Source organism: Streptomyces sp. NPDC060194 (genome assembly GCF_042728285.1).
Lineage (GTDB): Bacteria > Actinomycetota > Actinomycetes > Streptomycetales > Streptomycetaceae > Streptomyces.
The window spans coordinates 1-16,436 of the sequence record NZ_JBHWZH010000073.1 but is presented as its reverse complement, the minus strand read 5'-3'; the positions used below and the strand labels follow the sequence as shown (position 1 = coordinate 16,436).

The window sequence follows — 16,436 nt, the reverse complement described above, 5'->3', positions numbered from 1 at the left end:
GTCGCCCGTCGCCCGTCGCCCGTCGCCCGTCGCCCGTCGCCCGTCGCCCGTCGCCCGTCGCCCGTCGCCCGTCGCCCGTCGCCCGTCGCCCGTCGCATGACGACTCTCCATCCTAGCGGCGGGCAGGGTCGGTTCGAATGGTGTTCGCGCAGATCAGAGACGGTTTCGGCGGGATCGCGGACGGCATGCCGCGATCGTACCCCGGCCCCTGGATCCGGGCGGGGCGAGCGGCGAGAATGGCGGGCATGACCGACTGGGGGATCGCGCTGATCGCGGCGGGCTCGGCGCTGGCCGGCAGCATCGTCACCGGCTGGTTCGCACGCAGCGCGGGCGGCGCGCAGGCCGCCGCGGCCCGCCACGCGGGCGACCGGCAGGCGGACGCGCTCCTGGAGACCGTCCGCCGAACCCTCCGCGCGCAGGACGCCGTCCGCACGGCCGAGGCCCGCCGCCGTACCTACGCCGCGTTCCTCCTCGCCGCCGGGACCGCGGCCACCGCCGCCCGCTCCGGGCGCGCGGACGCGGCGGACGGCGGCGACCTCGACCGCGCGCTCGCGCTCGTCGCGCTGGAGGGCCCGGACGAGGTCGAGGCGGCCGCCCGCCATCTCGCCGCCGCGCTGCGCCGCTCGGCCCGCCCCGACGACGTCGAGGACGCCCGCCGCGGCTTTGTCGCAGCCGTCCGCGCGGCCTCAGGCGCGGTCGGCTGACGCGTTCCCCACGGCGGCGGGGTGCGCAGGGGATCGCCGGCCGCGCCTTCGACCGGCCCCCGGGAACATCGCAGGTCGCCGGGCCGTTGTGGGGAGACCGCCGGGGCCGTAGCGTGCCCGGTGGGAACGGGGGAAGACGGACCGGACGGCGACACGAGAAGGACGAGGGGGCGGCGCGGGGCATGAAGACGGACCTCACGGACACGACGGCACGGCAGATCGACCGGGCGGTGGTGGAGGCGCGCCGCGCGCTCGGCACCCCGGCCGTCGGCATGGTCCTCACCCTGGTCCTCGTCACCGACGAGGAGAACGCGTACGACGCGCTGCGGGCCGCCGAGGACGCCTCGCGCGTGCACCCCTCGCGCACGATCGTCGTGATCCGGCGCCCGGGCCGCACCCCGCGCGACCGGCAGCTCAGCCGGATCGACGCGGAGGTGCGGGTCGGCGCGGACGCCGGCACCGGCGAGACGGTGCTGCTGCGCCTGTACGGCGAGGTCGGCCGGCACGCCGAGTCCGTCGTACGGCCGCTCCTCCTGCCGGACGTGCCGGTCGTCGTCTGGTGGCCGGTCGAGGCCCCCGAGGACCCGCGGCACGACCCGCTGGGCCGGCTCGCCGCCCGGCGGATCACCGACGCCTACGCCGTCGCCGACCCGATCGCCGCGCTCGGCGACCGCGCCCGGTGCCACGCGCCGGGCGACACCGACCTCGCCTGGACCCGGCTCACCCCGTGGCGCTCGATGCTGGCCGCCGCGCTCGACCAGGCGCGCGCCGACGTGACCGGCGCGGTCGTCGAGTCCGAGGCGGACAACCCGAGCGCCGAGCTCCTCGCCCGCTGGCTCGCCCACCGCCTCGGCGTCCCCGTCGAGCGGCGCACCACCGAAGGACCGGTCATCACCGCGGTCGGCCTCGACACCGTCGACGGGCCCATCCGCATCGACCGCCCCGACGGCGCGCTGGCCACCCTCTCCCTGCCGAACCAGCCCGAGCGCACCCTCGCCCTGCGCATCCGCTCGACCGCGGAGCTCATCGCCGAGGAGCTCCGCCACCTCGACGCGGACGAGGTCTACGCCTCCGCCCTGCACGGCCCGGTGGCCGAGTGACCGCCCGCGGCCCCGCGCCCGCCGAGGGCGACCTCCTGCTCGTGCGGCACGGCGAGACGGAGTGGAGCCTGAGCGGGCAGCACACCAGCTGGACGGACAAGCTCCTCACCGCCCGCGGCGAGGAGCAGGCCCGCGGCCTCGCCGGGTACTTCGCCGACCGCCCCCGCGCCCTCGTCCTGACCAGCCCCCTCACCCGCGCCGCCCGCACCGCCGCGCTCGCCGGGCTCGACGACGCCCTGACCGAGGACGGCCTCCGCGAGTGGGACTACGGCGCCTACGAGGGCGTCACCACCGCCGACATCCACCGCACCCGGCCCGACTGGGACCTGTGGACCGACGGCGTCCCGCCCGGCCCCGCCGGCCACCCCGGCGAGTCGCCCGCCGAGGTCGGCGCGCGGGCCGACCGGGTGCTGGCGCGGGTGGCGCCCGCGCTGGCCGAGGGGGACGTCGTCCTCGTCGCCCACGGCCACTTCCTGCGGGTGCTCACCGCCCGCCGCCTCGGTCTGACCGCCGCGGAGGGGCGGCTGTTCCGGCTGGAGACGGGGACGGTCAGCCGCCTCGGCACCGAGCACGGCCGACCGGTCCTGACCGGGTGGAACCACGTCCCCGAGCAGGTCCCCGGCCGGATACCCCAGGGCGCACCCGCCCGGCCGCTGCCCGCGCCCCGGCGCTGACGGCGACGGCCGCTCCTCCGCCGTCCCGCGCGGCTCCCCGGTCCGCGCGCCGCTCGCCCGGCCGCACCCCGGCCGGGCGTGTCACAGGCGTGTACCAGGGGGCGGGGGGCCGCAACGGTTCGCCGTCCGGCGTGGGTCATCATGATCGTCCCTGCCTGCCGATCGAACCGAGGAACCCGCCATGCGCGTCCGCACGCTCACCTTCACCGCTCTCGCCGTCGCCGCGGCCCTGTCCGTGACCGGCTGCCAGGGCGGCGAGGACGGCTCGGCGAACGCCTCCCCGTCCGCGGCCGGGTCCTCGTCCTCCGCCCCGGGCGGCACGCCGAAGGCGGAGCCCTGCCGTACCGGCGACCTGGAGCTCAACGCGACGGACACCACCATCGAGGGCGACCCGGAGGGGCTCGCGACCGTCCAGCTGACGAACGGCAGCGGCCACTCCTGCTCGCTGACCGGGTTCGCCGGCGTCGACCTGAAGACCGCCGACGGCCCGCTGCCGGCGGAACGGAGCGACGAGAAGGCCGGACCGGTCGTCCTCGAGGACGGGGCGTCGACGGCGTTCGGCATCACCTACCCCGTCAACACCTCGGGCGGATCGGGCGTCCGCGTCACCGGGCTCGTGGTGACCCCGCCGGACGAGACGAAGTCCGTCACCCTCCCGTGGCCGGGCGGAGCGACGCTCCCCGTCACCGAGGGCGGGGGAGTGGCGGTCACCGTCGGTCCGATCGGCAGCGCGGGGCGGGGCGGCGAGTAGGGCGGCGGTCCGGGGGCGGCAGGCGGTCCCGGGGCCCTGGCGCTTCCCGCGTCCCGCCGCCCCCTGGCTCCCCGCGCCGGGCCCTGTCACTCCCCGCCGCCTGGCTCACCGCGCCGCCCCCCCGCACCCCGCTACTCCGCGCCCTCGCGCCCCGCGCTCAGGCCACCAGCAGTCGCAGACCCAGCTCCGCCGCGTCGAGGTCGGCGAGGTCCGCGTTGCGCTCGGCCCACCGGCCCGAGTCGAGGTCTTCGCGGAGCCCGTCCACCGCCCGCCGCTCCGCGGCCGGCCCCACCCGGGTCCACATCGACACCGCCCGCCGCACGTGCTCCTCCAGGTACGCCTCCGGCCGCCGCCAGTACGCCTCCAGGAAGCCGTCGGCGCAGTCCCAGGGGATCAGCACCGGTTCGAGCCGGGCGCCGACGGCCCGGGCCAGCTCGGTGACCGGGGGCCGGTCGGCGACCAGGCGCGCCACCTCGGGCAGGTAGTCCCGGGTCAGCCAGAACCGGCGGTGCCAGCCCGCGGCGCTCGCGTCGTGCGTGAACACCACCACCCGGCGGGCCACCCGCCGCATCTCCCGCAGCCCGGCCACCGGGTCGCTCCAGTGGTGCAGCGTGCTGAACGCCATCGCCGCGTCGAACGAGCCGTCTGCGAATGGCAGTTGCTCCGCCGTCGCCGCGACGCACGGCGCCGCGTCGGCCGGCCGCAGCGCCCGCATCACCGCCGACGGCTCCACCGCCGTGACCTCGCGGTCGGCCGGCTCGTAACTTCCCGTTCCCGCGCCGACGTTGAGCACGGTCCGGGCGTCCCCGAGCGCGTCCCACACCTGTCGCGCGATCCGCGGCTCGGTGCGGCGGGTCGCGGGGTAGTCGGATCCGATCGTCTCGTACAACCTTGCTCCGAACATGCTGAGTTGCTCCTCCGGTGTCGTCGTCCTGCCGCCGGCCCGCGTGGCCAGCTCCCTGTCGATGGCCGCCACCATCGCCTCGGCGCGCCCCCGTTGCTCGACCAGCAGCCCGCGCAGGCGGTGCAGCCGGGCGACCGCGTCCGCGGCAGGGTCGTCCACCAGGTCCGCGATCTCCCGCAACCCGAACCCGAGCCGCCGGTACGCAAGCACCTCCCGCAGCCGCTCCACGTCCCCGGCCGCGTACGCCCGGTACCCGCCGGGCGTCCGCGCGGAGGGGCGCACCAGCCCGATCTCGTCGTAGTGGTGCAGCGTCCGCACACTCACCCCGGCCAACCCGGCCACACGCCCCACCGTCAGGTGCTCGTCCATGCCCTCGACTCTGCGCCCTCACGCCACGTGAGGGTCAACGCCGCGAGCGCCGCGGTCCGGTGCGACGCACGGAAGGGGCGGCCTCGCCCGACGGGGTGTCGGGGGAGGCCGCCCTGGGGGTGGGGTGGTCAGCGGGGGTCGCGGTTGAAGGTGGAGGTGGCCCAGCGGTGGCCGAGGAGGACGAGGGCGAGGGACCAGGCGACGGCGAGCCAGCCGTTGTGGCCGATCTCGGTGCCGAGGAGCAGGCCGCGGAAGGTCTCGATGGCGGGGGTGAAGGGCTGGTACTCGGCGATCGGCTGGAACCAGCCCGGCATCGCGTCGAGCGGGACGAAGGCGCTGGAGATGAGCGGGAGGAGGATCAGCGGGGTGGCGCTGTTGCTCGCGGCCTCCGCGTTCGGGCTGGACAGGCCCATCCCGACCGCGATCCAGGTCATGGCGAGGGCGAACAGGGCGAGCAGACCGAGGGCGGCGAGCCACTCCAGGGGGTTCGCGTCCGTGGTGCGGAAGCCGATCGCGAGGGCGACCAGGGCGACGAGCACGACGCTGGCGACCGACTGCAGGACGCTGCCGACCACGTGCCCGACCAGGATCGACGGCCGGTGGATGGCCATCGTCCGGAACCGGGCGATGATCCCCTCGTTGGCGTCCATCGCGACGGACACCGCGCAGCCGATCACGGTCGAGCCGATCGTCATGAAGAGGATGCCGGGCACGATGTACGCGATGTAGGCGGAGCGGCCGCCGCCGCCCTCCAGGCCCGCGCTCATCGCGTCACCGAAGATGTAGACGAAAAGCAGCAGGAGCATGACAGGAGTGAGGAGCAGGTTCAGCGTCATCGACGGGTAGCGGCGCACGTGCAGCAGGTTGCGCCGCAGCATGGTGGACGAGTCGCGGACGGCGAGGGCGAGGGAACTCATCGGACGGCCTCCTTGGCCTCGTGGTCGTGACCGGACGCGGCGCCCGGGTTCTGCGCGGGGACGGTGCTGCCCGTGAGGGCGAAGAAGACGTCGTCGAGGTCGGGGGTGTGGACGGTGAGCTCGTCGGCCTCGACGCCGGCGGCGTCCAGCCGGTCGAGGACCGCGCGCAGCTCCCGCTGGCTGCCGTCGCTGGGGATCTGCAGGGTCAGCGCGTCGTCGTCGCGCACCGCCTTCCCGACCGCGTCGGCGGCGGAGCGGTAGGCGACCGGGTCGGCGAACCGCAGTCGCACGTGCCCGCCGGGGACGATTCGCTTCAGCTCCTTCGCCGTCCCCTCCGCCGCGATCCTCCCGTCGTGCAGGACGGCGATCCGGTCGGCGAGCTGGTCGGCCTCCTCCAGGTACTGGGTGGTGAGGAAGACGGTGGTGCCGCCGGCGACCAGCTCCCGGATGATCTGCCACATGGTGTGCCGGGAGCGGGGGTCGAGCCCGGTGGTCGGCTCGTCGAGGAAGATGACCCGCGGTGAGCCGACCAGCGTCATCGCGATGTCGAGGCGGCGCTTCATGCCGCCGGAGTAGGTGGACGCCGGCTTCCTCGCCGCGTCCACGAGGTCGAAGCGCTCCAGGAGTTCGGCGGTGACCCGCCGGCCCTCCGCCTTCGGCAGGTGGTGCAGGTCCGCCATCAGGAGCATGTTCTCCTCGCCGGTGATCAGCCCGTCGACCGCCGAGAACTGCCCGGTGACGCCGATCGCGCCCCGTACGGCCTGCGGGTCGGCGGCCAGGTCGTGCCCGCCGACGGCGATCGAGCCGGCGTCGGCGGTCACGAGGGTGGAGAGGATCTTCACGGCGGTGGTCTTGCCCGCCCCGTTCGGGCCGAGGAGGGCGAAGACCGTCCCCTCCGCCACGGAGAGGTCGATGCCGTCGAGCACGGTCTTGTCGCCGTAGGACTTGCGCAGACCCTGCGCGACGACGGCCGGACTGGTCATGGGAGGTGCTCCTTCGCGGTCTTTCGGGGGCGGTGTGGGGGTCAGAGGCTGCGGGCGCTGATGTCGCCCTGCTGGGTGGTGGCGTGGATCTCGAGGGCCGGGGCGCCGTCGTTCTTCAGCGTGTTGTGGACCCGGCCGAGGGTGGTGCTCGCGTCCAGCGACGCGGAGACGCCGGGGGCGGCGGCGACCGTGATGTCGCCCTGCTGGGCGGTGAGGGTCAGGGAGCCGGCCTGCGCCTCGGCGACCGTGATGTCGCCGCGCTGGACGCCGATCTCCGCCGACCCGCCGAGCCGGCCGACCTCGACGGTGCCGTCGTGGGCGGTGATCCGGGCGCCGGCGGTCTCGTCGAACTTGACGGTGCGGTGGCCGCCCCGGACGGACACCTCGCCCAGCCGTCCGACGCCCCGGAACTCCGCGGCGGCCGAGACGGCCTCCAGGTGCGAGCCGGTGGGTGCCTGGACGGTGACCTCGACGGAACCCGAGGAGCCGAAGAGCTTGTCCTTCGGCTCCGGCGCCGTGATCCGCACGACGCCGTCGGTGTACTCCACCGCGATCTGCTCGGCCGCCTTCGCGTCCTTGCCCTTCGACGGGTCCGCGGGGCGGACCTCGACGACCGTGTCGCTCCGGTCGGCGGCGATGACCTCCACCCGGCCGGCGGGGATGTCCAGGACGACGGTGACGGGGGCGGGGGTCTGGAACTTCGACATGGTGTGTCTCCTTCGGCGAGTGCTTGTTTCCGACAACCAGAAAGCTACGTTGCGTTCGCGGTGTGGGCAACTACTTTATCGCGCGAAAATCCCCAAGTCCCAGGCCAGAACGTCAATTTCATTGCACTGATCGTGAATCTAACGCAACGGACTTCGCACCTCCGTTGCAATGAGGTGAGGCTGAACGCTATGCTCGCCGTACCGACCGCACCCGAAGGAGGCCCCCGATGCCCGGCGGCAGGCTCACCCAGAAGGACCGCCAGCAGATCGCCCTCGGGCTGGCCGACGGCCTCGCCTACGCGGAGATCGCCCGCGGACTCGACCGCCCCACCTCGACGATCACCCGCGAGGTCATGCGCAACGGCGGCCCGAACGGCTACCGCGCGGACGCCGCGCACCGCGCCACCGAGCAGCGCTCCCAGCGGCGCCGCCAGGAGTCCCCCCGGCGGCCGGGCCCCGCCCCGCAGCCCTACGGCCGGGACGAGGCGGCCGTCCGCGCCTACGAGGAGCGCTTCACCACGGTGATGGAGCAGTCGGGCCTGCCGAGGAGCATGGCCCGGGTCATGGTCGCCCTCCTGCTCACCGACGACGGCAGCCTGACCGCGGCCGACCTCGCGCAGCGCCTCGACGTCAGCCCCGCCACCGTCTCCAAGGCGATCACCTTCCTGGAGAGCCAGACCCTCGTGCGCCGCACCCCCGGCGAGAGCCGGCGCGAGCGCTACACCGTCGACCAGGACCTCTGGTACCAGTCGATGATCGCCAGCGTCCAGGCGCTGGTCCAGCAGGTCGACATCGCCCGCGAGGGCGTCACCGTCCTCGGCCCGACCACCCCCGCCGCCGTCCGGCTGGAGAACGTCGCCCGCTTCCTCGACTACGTCGCCGAGAGCCTCATGCGCGCGGCCCAGCAGGCCCGCGACGTCCTGCACACCGCGGCTGACGGCGGTGCCGCGGACTGACCGGTGGCGGAGGCTCCGGCGGCCCGCGGAAAAACCGCTGGCGGGGCGAAGAGGGGGCCGTGTACGGTCACCTCGAACCGGGGCGCGGCCGCACAGGGCCCGTCCGACGGAGGATCCGCTCGTAGAGGAAGCAGGAGGTGAGGACATTGATGACTGTCACGGTGACGGGCTCTGCCCGCATTCAGGAGTTCATCGTCTCCACCTCCGCGGCCTCCGGCTGACATCGAACTGACCGCGCACAGGCGCGCGTTCGCCGGGGCCGCCCTTCGAAGGGTCCCCCCTTGTCCAACGTTCCATCCCACCTGTCCACTCTCGCCGCCCACGGCTGGGACGACGACTGGGCCGCGGCGTTCGCGCCGCACGCCGCGCAGGGTCTCGTGCCCGGGCGGGTCGTGCGGGTCGACCGCGGTCTGTGCGACGTCCTCACCGAGGACGGCGTCGTGCGCGCCGACACCGAGTTCGTCGTGCCGCGCGACCCCATGAAGGTCATCTGCACGGGCGACTGGGCGGCGGTCGACCCGGCCGGCGACCCCCGGTACGTCCGCGCGTACCTCCCCCGACGCACGGCGTTCGTGCGCAGCACGTCGTCCAAGCGCTCCGAGGGCCAGGTCCTCGCCGCGAACGTCGACCACGCGATCGTCGCGGTCTCGCTCGCCGCCGAGCTGGACCTCGGCCGGATCGAACGGTTCCTCGCCCTGGCCTGGGAGTCGGGCGCCGAGCCGCTCGTCGTGCTGACGAAGGCGGATCTCGTGCCCGATGCGACGGGGCTCTCCTACCTCGTCGAGGACGTCGAGAAGACGGCCCCCGGCGCGCAGGTGCTGCCGCTCAGCTCCCGGACCGGGGAGGGCGTCGACGTGCTGCGCGCGATCGTCGCCGGCGGGACGAGCGTCCTGCTCGGGGTGTCGGGGGCCGGCAAGTCGACGCTGGCGAACGCGCTGATGGGCGCGGACGTCATGGACGTCCAGGAGACGCGCGAGGTCGACGGCAAGGGCCGGCACACGACGACCACGCGCAACCTGCTCACGCTCCCCGGCGGCGGCGTGCTCATCGACACGCCGGGGCTGCGCGGCGTCGGGCTGTGGGACGCGGAGACGGGGGTGGGCCGGGTCTTCGCCGAGATCGAGGAACTGGCCGCCGACTGCCGCTTCCACGACTGCCGCCACGAGGCCGAGCCCGGCTGCGCGGTGCTCGACGCGCTGGAGCGCGGCGAGTTGCCCGAGCGGCGGCTGGAGAGCTACCGCAAGTTGCAGCGGGAGAACCAGTACATCATCGCCAAGAGCGACGCCCGGGTCCGCGCGGAGATGCGCAGGACGTGGAAGCAGCGCGGGCGCATCGGGAAGATGATGATGGAGGCGAAGCGGGGGGAGCACCAGGGACCGCGGTGAGCGCGGGTGGGCGGGCCCGTCGAGCCCGACGGGCCCGCCGCCGTCCCCGCCGACCCCCGTCGCGGGCCGGCGCGGGCCGGGTCAGCGGGCCACCCACCCCTGTGCGTAGGCGTGCCAGCCGAGTTGGAGCCGGGTCGTCACCCCGGTGAGCTCCATCAGGCGGGCGACCCGCCGCTGCACGGTGCGCAGGCCGACGTCCAGCTGCTTGGCGACGCTGGCGTCGGTCAGCCCGGCGAGCAGCAGCGACAGGATCTCCAGGTCCGTCCCGTCGGGGCCGTCCGGCGCCTCCTCGGTGACGGTGGTCGCGTCGCCGCCCAGCCGCAGCGGGCGGGCGGTGCGCCACACCGTCTCGAACAGGGCGAGCAGCGACTCCAGGAGGCCGCTCGCGTGGACGACCAGCGCGCTCGGCTCGGAGTCGCGGACGAGGAGCGGGACCATCGCCAGCGACCGGTCCGCGATGATCAGCTTCGTGGGGATCCGCTCGCTGACCCGGAGTTGCTCGTCGCGGTCGAGAGCGGCCCGCAACTCCGGCAGCGCTTCGGCGTGTTCGAGGACCGCGCGGTCCATGACGAGGCGGAACGACACCCCGCGGGCCGCGGCTCGCTCCTCCGCGTGGTTCTCGTGCGCGGCGACGGCGAGCGGGGTGCCGGTCATCAGGCCGCAGATCTCGTGCGCAGCGCCCAACTGCATCTGGAGGAAGCGCTGGGAGATCGCGTTCGCCCCCGTCACCACCTCGACGAGGTCGAGGACGGCCGGGGAGGCGGCCTCGGCCCGGTACTCCTCGGCGAGCAACGCGGCGGCCAGTTCGGCCTGTTCGAGCTCGTGGCGCTGCTGGGTGAGCAGCGCGCCGAGGCCGACGTGCGGCGGGGCGGCGACCCAGCGCCCGGGGCGGGCGGTGGACTGGGCGGCCAGGCCGTGCTGTTCGAGCCGGCGCAGCGCGTGCTCGGTGTCGGGGGCGGGCAGGGCGAGCCGGTGGGCGAGATCCCCGACCTCGGCCGCGCCGAGGGTCACGAGCACGCGATACGCGGTCTCCTGCAGATCGTCGAGACCTATGACACCGAGCAATGCGCCTGCACCTCGTTCGCTTCCGCTCGCCGGGGTGGCGGGATCGAGTCACGGCGGGTTCCCGCCGTCACCCATCATGGACACACGGTCACCGCTTGTGCCAGAGCGACGGGTGTGATGTCACCGGGCGTTGACGTACGGCAGCGGACGGCGGGCTGACGGGACGTCATGGCGTGATCCGTGGGCCGCCGGAGGTTTCAGTGCGACGCGCTCGCACAGAAGAGTGCCGTCCGGCGGCCAATTCGCCGGGCGCTCTTCCGTGACCAGCGCATGGATGGACAATAGGGGCATGAGCCAGCAGGGCGAGCAGCACGCCGACCGCGCCGAGGACGACTGGTGGCGGGAGTTGTACGGCGAGAGCGGGGCGGACACCCCGGACACGGGCCCCGCGTCCGCCGCCGACAGCCTCGACGACCGTTTCGGGTCGGCGGCCGGCACGCTCGAACCGCGCCCCGACGAGCCCGCGGGCGCCCCCTACCACGGCCCGTACGCCGTCCCCGCCGAGGACGAGCCGGACGACGCCGCCCCCGTCTCCTCCTACGACCGGCAGGTGCGGGCCGGCCTGCACCCGGTGACCGACCGCAGGCCCGAGGACCGGCCCGCAGGTCCGGGCGCGGGCCAGGAGGGACCGGCGGACCGCGACGGGCCCCGGAGCGAGGGTGCCCCGCAGACGGCCGACTGGTTCGGCGCCTCCGGCGGACCGGCCCCGGCGGACCGGACGCCCGCCTCCGACGCGGTGCCGGCCGCGACCGGCTCCGCGGCGGAGCGCGGTGACGAGGAGCGGCCCGCCGCCCCGTTCCCCGCCCCCGAGCCGCGCGACCGCCGCCCGGCCGCCGCGCCCGCGGCCGACCGCGACACCGTCGAGGTCACCCGGGACTGGCCCTCCGCCCCACCCGTCCCCGGCTACGGCGCTCCCGCCGCCCCGGAGCCCGCCCGGCCCTTCGGGCCGCCCCCGCACCCCGGCCGTCCGCCGCGGTCGAACCCGCAGTCCCCCTACGTCGGCGGACCGGCGTACGGAAGCGGCCCCGCGTCGCCGGCGGGTCGGCCGGCGGAGACCGGTGGACCGCGTCCGGACCGCGAAGGCCCCTCGCCGTCCCGACCCCCCGGGGGCGGGCCGCCGCCCGCGCCGCCCGCCCCGGCGGCACCGGCCGCGGGCGCGCGTGCGCAGACCCCGTGGCCGCCCGGAGCGGCCGCGCCCGTCGTCCCCGGGATCCCCGCACAGCCGGCCCCGCCCGCGGCGCCGGCCGTTCCGTCGGAACCACCCGCACCGCCCGCGCCCGATCCCGCGACCCGATGGCCGCACGCGGACCCGGAGCCGTCCGCACCGGCCGCGGCCGCCCCGCGGGCCGAGTTGCCGCCCACCGCGCCCCGGCCCGGCACCCCGTGGGTGCCGCCCGCCCGCGCGCCGTGGGAGGCCCCGCTCGCCGAGGACCGGCCCCGCAACTTCCCGCAGCGCGCGCGGCGGCCCCAGAACCCCGGCCGCCACCGCGCGGCCGCCGACCCGACCGAGGAACCGTTGGACCCCAGGCCGTCCCCGCCGTCCCCGTCCCGTCCGCCGGCCGCCACCCACGTCGGGGACGGGCCGCCCTCCTACGACCCCGAGCCCACCGCACTGCCCGCCGCGCACCCCTCCCGCCTCGGCGAACTGGTCGCGGACACCGTCCTGGACGGGGCCCGCTACGGCACCTGCACCCTGCGGGCCGTCTCCCTGCGCGGCGACACCTCCCGCCACCGCGGCGAACCGCGCCGCGACGCGCTGCTCACCGCCCGCTTCGGCACCGGCGACGCCGCCCTCGTGCTCGTCGCGATGGCGAGCGGCGGACAGGCCGCGGAGGGCGCGCACCGGGCGGCCGGCGAGGCGTGCACCCTGATCGCGGAGGCCGTCGGGCGCAGCCACACCCGGCTCTCCGAGGACATCCGCGGGGGCCGCCGGGGCGAGCTGAAGTCCGGCCTGCACCGGCTCACCGACCGCAGCCTCGGCCGGCTCCGCGCCCGCGCCGCCGAGCTGGACATCGACCCGGACGCGTACTCCGCGTCGCTGCGCTGCCTGCTGCTTCCCGCCGACCCCGAGTGCCGCACGCGGGTCTTCTTCGGCGTCGGCGCCGGCGGCCTCTTCCGGCTGCGGGCGGGGGAGTGGCACGACCTGGAGCCCGCCGCGTCCGACGCGCGGGGAGAGCCGGTGGTGGGCTTCGGCTCGCCGGTCCGCCCGGCCGCCGACGCCCCCTCGGAGACGCCGGAGGGCGACCGGCTCACCATGGACCTCGGCATCCCCACGCCGCCGAGCCCCTACGACCCGGCCCCCGAGCCGCGCGAGCCGTTCCGCTTCCGGGCCTCCGTCGCCCGGCCCGGCGACACCCTGCTGCTCAGCACCGGCGGCCTCGCCGAGGCGCTGCGCGCCTCGCCCGAGCTGGCCGGCGTGCTCGCCGAGCGCTGGTCCGACACCGGCCCGCCCGGCCTGACCGCGTTCCTCGCCGACGCCCAGCTGCGGGTCAAGGGGCACGCGGACGACCGCACGGCGGCCGCGGTGTGGGAGGCCTGAGGCCCCTCACCCGTTCGGCGGCCTCCCCACGGCGCGCGCCCCCGCGCCGTGGACTGATGGGGGGCATGGCCAAGCAGAACGTCGCAGAGCAGTTCGTGGACATCCTCAAGCGCGCCGGCGTCGAGCGCCTCTACGGCGTCGTCGGCGACAGCCTCAACCCGGTCGTCGACGCGATCCGCCGCACCCGCGGCATCGACTGGGTGCAGGTCAGGCACGAGGAGACCGCCGCGTTCGCGGCCGGCGCGGAGGCCCAGGTCACCGGGAGGCTCGCCGCCTGCGCGGGCTCCTGCGGCCCCGGCAACCTGCACCTGATCAACGGGCTCTACGACGCCCACCGCTCGATGGCCCCGGTCCTCGCGCTCGCCTCGCACATCCCGTCGGCCGAGATCGGCCTGGGCTTCTTCCAGGAGACCCACCCCGACCGGCTCTTCCGGGACTGCAGCCACTACAGCGAGCTGATGTCCAGCCCGAAGCAGATGCCCCGGCTGCTGCACACCGCGATCCAGAACGCGGTCGGCCGCAGCGGCGTCAGCGTCGTGACCCTGCCGGGCGACATCGCCGCCGCGCCCGCCCCCGAGCACCCCGCCCAGAACGCGCTCGTGACCGCCCGCCCCGCCGTCCGCCCCGGCGAGACGGAGCTGGACGAGCTGGTCGCCCTCGTCGACGCCGCCCAGAAGGTCACCCTCTTCTGCGGCAGCGGCACCGCCGGCGCGCACGCGGAGGTCATGGCCTTCGCCGAACGGGTCAAGTCCCCGATCGGCCACGCCCTGCGCGGCAAGGAGCACATCCAGTACGACAACCCCTACGACGTCGGCATGAGCGGACTGCTCGGCTACGGGGCGGCGTACGAGGCCACCCACGAGTGCGACCTGCTGATCCTGCTCGGCACCGACTTCCCGTACAACGCGTTCCTGCCGACGAACGTCAAGATCGTGCAGGTGGACATCCGGCCCGAACACCTCGGCCGGCGCTGCACGTTGGACCTCGCGGTGTGGGGCGACGTCCGCGAGACCCTGCGGGCGATCACGCCCCGGGTGCGGGAGAAGCCGAACCGGCGGTTCCTCGACAAGATGCTCGAGAAGCACTGCGACGCGCTGGAGGGCGTCGTCAAGGCCTACACCCGCAAGGTCGAGAAGCACACCCCGATCCACCCGGAGTACGTCGCCTCCGTCCTCGACGAACTCGCGGACGACGATGCCGTGTTCACCGTGGACACCGGCATGTGCAACGTCTGGGCGGCCCGCTACCTCACGCCCAACGGCCGCCGGAGGGTGATCGGTTCGTTCAGCCACGGCTCGATGGCCAACGCGCTGCCGCAGGCGATCGGCGCGCAGTTCACCGACCGGAACCGGCAGGTCGTCTCGATGTCGGGGGACGGCGGGTTCTCCATGCTGATGGGCGACTTCCTGACCCTGGTGCAGTACGAACTGCCGGTCAAGGTGGTGCTGTTCGACAACTCCTCGCTCGGCATGGTCGAGCTGGAGATGATGGTCGCGGGGCTGCCGTCGTACGGCACCACGAACCACAACCCGGACTTCGCGGCGCTCGCGACGGCCGCGGGCGCGTTCGGGGTGCGGGTCGAGAAGCCGAAGCAGCTGGCGGGGGCGCTGAAGGCGGCGTTCCGGCACAAGGGGCCCGCGCTGGTCGACGTGGTCACCGACCCGAACGCGCTGTCCATGCCGCCGAGGATCAGCGCGGACATGGTGACCGGCTTCGCGCTGTCGGCGGGGAAGACGGTGCTCGACGGGGGAGTGGGGCGGATGGTGCAGATGGCGCGGTCGAACCTGCGGAACGTGCCGCGGCCGTAGGGCGGTCGCGGGCCCGGGCGCACCGCGGGGGTGCGTCGCCGCTGCGGCGAGCACCCCCGGGGCTGTTCCTGCTGGCGCCGGGCGTCAGTTGTTGTTGACGTCCTGCTCGAAGTCCTCCGCGCACTGGTCGCGCTGGCTCTGCGAGTCGGCCTGCTTCACGCAGTCGTCGAAGCTCTTGAACTCGTCGGAGTTGAGGACGGAGACGCCCAGCGCGAGGATCACACCGGACACGATCAGACCGAGAGCACCGAGCACCGCGCCGACGACCGCCATGGTGCCGTGCGGAGCGGCCCCGTTGCGGGCCTTGCGCTTCCCCAGGATGCCGAGGACGACGGCGATCAGGCCGAGCCCGATGCCGCCGATGACCGTCCAGAAGAGCAGGATCGCCAGGATCCCCAGCACCAGCGCCGCGATCGCCAGCCCGTTCTTGTGGCTCACCGGCCCCCCGTGCGCGTTCGTGTCGTAGTCGCCGGGCGTCTGCGGGTGCGGGGAGTAGGCCATGTCGTCACTCTCATCTCTGGATCGCGCGTCTCCATGTCGTCGTACGACCGCCATGTGCCCCCGACCCGGCCGCGAATGCGTCCCGCGCGCCCCCTCGGTGCGCCCCTGTCGCCTACGCCGGACGCCGTAGCCGCGTGTCGACACGGTGACCCGTCCCGGCCGGTCCGCGAGCCGAGGCGCGTCGCTCCGTACTGGACTGGACCAATGGGGTGCAGGGGCCGGACGTACGGTGCACCGGTCGTCGGCCGGGACGTCGGGGCCGTGGTCGCGGGCGCGGCCCCCGCGTGTGGCCTGCGCGGCAGGGCCGACGGGGGTGCCGCAGGACCCGGCGCGCGACCGTACCGGCCGCTTCGCCGTCCGCGCCCGCTCACTTCCGTGCGCCCCGGCACGTCGTACGAACCGGATGAGTGACCGGATGTGGCCGAGGGCATGCATCCCGTGAGCATGTTCGAGCCGTGGAGGGGATCGGTCATTTTCGGACGGGCGGGGGTCATGACGGGCAGGCCGGTGCAGGGAGGCGAGCCCCCACTGCGGTGCAGACTGGGGCGGTCGGATCTCAGGGCCGTGCCGGAGGTGCGGCGCGCCCTGCGCGAGCTGCTGCACCAGTGGGGCGATCCGGGGCAGTCGGACGTGGCCGAGCTGCTCGCCTCCGAGCTGGTCACCAACGCGCTGGTCCACACCGACCGCGAGGCGGTCGTCACGGCGACGTTCCGGCAGGCCGGCGCACTGCGGGTCGAGGTCCGCGACTTCACGGGCGTGCTCCCCGAGGTGCACAGCGACCCGTGCCCGGAGGACGGCTCGCACGACGGGGTGCACGGACGGGGGCTGCTGCTCGTGCAGATGCTGGCGGACGCCTGGGGGATCAGGACGCACAGCGTCGGCAAGGCGGTCTGGTTCGAACTCGACGCCCGCCCGGCCTGAGCACCGGGCCTGAGTCCCCCTGGCCTGGGCACCGGGTCTGAGTCCCCCCGGCCTGAGCGCAGGCCCGGTCCGAGCGCCACGAGACACGCTCGCTCCGGCGCGCTGTCCGGCACCGCATCCGGTACGACAGGACGGCCGGCGACCCGCAAGGG

At 75.1% G+C, this 16,436-nt stretch carries 15 protein-coding genes; 9 read left to right on the top strand and 6 right to left on the bottom strand.

Features of this window, described 5'->3' with window-relative positions:
* The first annotated feature begins 245 nt into the window (after positions 1–245).
* The 4 genes from ACFWEG_RS17520 (at position 246) to ACFWEG_RS17505 (ending at position 3,229) form a co-directional block, all read left to right on the top strand.
* Positions 246–704 (top strand): hypothetical protein, encoded by a 459-nt coding sequence (locus ACFWEG_RS17520; protein ID WP_387215821.1) that lies wholly within the window; start codon positions 246–248, stop codon positions 702–704.
* Between the two features lie 182 nt (positions 705–886).
* On the top strand, positions 887–1,804 hold the full coding sequence (gene opcA / locus ACFWEG_RS17515; protein ID WP_387215818.1) for a glucose-6-phosphate dehydrogenase assembly protein OpcA: 918 nt from the start codon (positions 887–889) through the stop codon (positions 1,802–1,804).
* Complete coding sequence (locus tag ACFWEG_RS17510; RefSeq protein ID WP_387215815.1) at positions 1,801–2,478, top strand: histidine phosphatase family protein; 678 nt, start codon at positions 1,801–1,803, stop codon at positions 2,476–2,478. Before opcA ends, ACFWEG_RS17510 begins: the two co-directional genes overlap by 4 nt.
* 181 nt (positions 2,479–2,659) lie before the next feature.
* Positions 2,660–3,229, top strand: a complete 570-nt coding sequence (locus ACFWEG_RS17505; RefSeq protein ID WP_387215811.1) for a DUF4232 domain-containing protein — start codon at positions 2,660–2,662, stop codon at positions 3,227–3,229.
* A gap of 157 nt (positions 3,230–3,386) precedes the next feature.
* On the opposite strand, the gene ACFWEG_RS17500 is transcribed toward ACFWEG_RS17505, so the two are convergent.
* The 4 genes from ACFWEG_RS17500 to ACFWEG_RS17485 form a co-directional block, all read right to left on the bottom strand.
* On the bottom strand, positions 3,387–4,502 hold the full coding sequence (locus ACFWEG_RS17500) for a MerR family transcriptional regulator (protein WP_387215808.1): 1,116 nt from the start codon (positions 4,500–4,502) through the stop codon (positions 3,387–3,389).
* 128 nt (positions 4,503–4,630) lie between these two features.
* Positions 4,631–5,419, bottom strand: a complete 789-nt coding sequence (locus ACFWEG_RS17495; RefSeq protein ID WP_387215805.1) for an ABC transporter permease — start codon at positions 5,417–5,419, stop codon at positions 4,631–4,633.
* The gene (locus ACFWEG_RS17490) at positions 5,416–6,402 is read right to left on the bottom strand and encodes an ATP-binding cassette domain-containing protein (protein WP_387215802.1); all 987 of its coding nucleotides are present in this window, start codon (positions 6,400–6,402) and stop codon (positions 5,416–5,418) included. The genes ACFWEG_RS17495 and ACFWEG_RS17490 overlap by 4 nt, the downstream gene beginning before the upstream one ends.
* A 41-nt stretch (positions 6,403–6,443) precedes the next feature.
* Positions 6,444–7,109, bottom strand: a complete 666-nt coding sequence (locus ACFWEG_RS17485) for a DUF4097 family beta strand repeat-containing protein (RefSeq protein ID WP_387215799.1) — start codon at positions 7,107–7,109, stop codon at positions 6,444–6,446.
* A 227-nt stretch (positions 7,110–7,336) separates the two neighbouring features.
* Between ACFWEG_RS17485 and ACFWEG_RS17480 the strand changes: the two genes are divergently transcribed.
* The gene (locus ACFWEG_RS17480; protein WP_387215796.1) at positions 7,337–8,065 is read left to right on the top strand and encodes a helix-turn-helix domain-containing protein; all 729 of its coding nucleotides are present in this window, start codon (positions 7,337–7,339) and stop codon (positions 8,063–8,065) included.
* Between the two features lie 281 nt (positions 8,066–8,346).
* The gene (gene rsgA, locus ACFWEG_RS17475; RefSeq protein ID WP_387215793.1) at positions 8,347–9,450 is read left to right on the top strand and encodes a ribosome small subunit-dependent GTPase A; all 1,104 of its coding nucleotides are present in this window, start codon (positions 8,347–8,349) and stop codon (positions 9,448–9,450) included.
* Between the two features lie 81 nt (positions 9,451–9,531).
* Here rsgA and ACFWEG_RS17470 read toward each other — a convergent pair whose 3' ends face one another.
* Entirely contained in the window at positions 9,532–10,515 is a 984-nt protein-coding gene (locus tag ACFWEG_RS17470; protein WP_387215790.1) for a helix-turn-helix domain-containing protein, read from the bottom strand.
* Between the two features lie 289 nt (positions 10,516–10,804).
* On the opposite strand from ACFWEG_RS17470, the gene ACFWEG_RS17465 reads away from it, so the two are divergent.
* Both ACFWEG_RS17465 and ACFWEG_RS17460 read left to right on the top strand, forming a co-directional pair.
* Positions 10,805–13,054 carry a protein phosphatase 2C domain-containing protein gene (locus tag ACFWEG_RS17465; protein WP_387215787.1) on the top strand — a complete coding sequence of 750 codons (2,250 nt, stop codon included), beginning with the start codon at positions 10,805–10,807 and terminating at the stop codon, positions 13,052–13,054.
* Between the two features lie 65 nt (positions 13,055–13,119).
* A complete protein-coding gene (locus tag ACFWEG_RS17460; protein WP_387215784.1) occupies positions 13,120–14,862 on the top strand; it encodes a pyruvate dehydrogenase in 1,743 nt (580 codons plus the stop codon).
* 84 nt (positions 14,863–14,946) lie between these two features.
* Here the strand turns inward: ACFWEG_RS17460 and ACFWEG_RS17455 are convergent, their stop codons facing one another.
* The gene (locus ACFWEG_RS17455) at positions 14,947–15,363 is read right to left on the bottom strand and encodes a DUF4190 domain-containing protein (RefSeq protein WP_387215781.1); all 417 of its coding nucleotides are present in this window, start codon (positions 15,361–15,363) and stop codon (positions 14,947–14,949) included.
* A 492-nt stretch (positions 15,364–15,855) separates the two neighbouring features.
* Here ACFWEG_RS17455 and ACFWEG_RS17450 point away from each other — a divergent pair, with 492 nt between their 5' ends.
* Entirely contained in the window at positions 15,856–16,284 is a 429-nt protein-coding gene (locus ACFWEG_RS17450; protein ID WP_387215778.1) for an ATP-binding protein, read from the top strand.
* Positions 16,285–16,436: the final 152 nt, after the last annotated feature.